Origin of the sequence: Pseudomonas sp. KB_12 (genome assembly GCF_052114545.1) — a bacterium.
Lineage (GTDB): Bacteria > Pseudomonadota > Gammaproteobacteria > Pseudomonadales > Pseudomonadaceae > Aquipseudomonas > Aquipseudomonas brassicacearum.
This window is the reverse complement of the sequence record NZ_JBFREY010000083.1, coordinates 1-1,194: the sequence shown is the minus strand read 5'-3', so window position 1 is coordinate 1,194 and position 1,194 is coordinate 1. Positions and strand designations below refer to the sequence as shown.

General features: G+C 52.7%; 1 protein-coding gene. It reads right to left on the bottom strand.

The window, feature by feature from the left end:
- Positions 1-40: 40 nt before the first annotated feature.
- Positions 41-1,188 (bottom strand): IS3 family transposase gene (locus tag AB4Z20_RS27950; RefSeq protein ID WP_442091222.1). Its coding sequence is split into 2 segments (ribosomal slippage): positions 41-933 and positions 933-1,188, totalling 1,149 coding nucleotides; the frame shifts between segments, so codons are not numbered across the junction.
- Positions 1,189-1,194: the final 6 nt, after the last annotated feature.

Here is a 1,194-nt window from a genome sequence, read left to right as displayed (position 1 = left end):
TGAGGTGGTCAACTTTTTCCGGACACCTCAATCGGTGTTTTCAGGCTGTTTGCCGCTCGTACTGATTGGGCGGCAAATAGTCTAACGATGAATGCATTCGTCGTTCATTGTAGAACCGCACAATGTAATCCGTGACGTCCTTGATTGCTTCATCATGGTTGGCATAGTCCTTCCTCCAAACGCGCTCCATCTTCAGGTTCAAGAAGAAACGCTCCATGACTGCGTTGTCCCAGCAGTTGCCCCTGCGGCTCATGCTGCAGCGCAAGCCATGTCGTGTCAGCAAGGTTTGGTAAGTAACGCCTGCATACTGGCTGCCCCGATCTGAGTGCGCGATCAGACCCGGTTCAGGCTGTCTCTGTGTGATGGCCAGTTGCATAGCGCCGCACACCAACTCTGCGCGCATATGCGGTGCCATGGCCCAGCCCACGATCTTGCGTGAATACAAATCCATGACAGCCGCCAAGTACAGCCAGCCGCTTCGGGTGCGAATATAAGTGATGTCAGCAACCCATGATTGGTTGATCTGCTCGGGRTTGAACTGGCGGTTGAGCAGGTTCTCAGCTACCGGGAAATTATGATTACTGTCGGTGGTATGAACGAACTTGCGCTTCCAGATCGGGCGTAAATCCTGTTGTTTCATCAGCCGACGGACCTTGTGCCGCCCAATGGATACGCCATCGCTACGCAGCGCTTTCATCACCCGACGACTGCCATAACAGTGCTCATTGGTCATGAACGTAGCTTTGACCCGAGCTGCAATCGGACAGACAGCTTTTGGCTTAAAAGACCGCTGACGAGCTTCATAGAACCCCGAACGGCTGATCCGCAAAACCCGGCAGATACGKATTASCGGGTAGGCCTTGCATTGCATTTGGTGAACCAATTGGTGGATCACTTCAATTCGCGGGCAAAGAAGGCCGTAGCTTTTTTTAATATGTCGTTGTCCGTCTTCAGCTCGCGGATCTGCTGCTCAAGCTGACGAATACGCTGTTGCTCGCTGGTTAACGGTTTGCCAATCCCTGTACCACCTAACTGCTCGGCTTGGTACTGCTGGACCCAGCGGCGCACGGCCGTGTCACTCAAGTCTAAATCGGTACAAACGGAGTTCACGCTCAGGCCCTGGTCAACAATCATCTTGCAGACTCTTAGCTTGAAAGCGGCGTCGAATTTTCTGTACTTCTTGGTCATGGAATA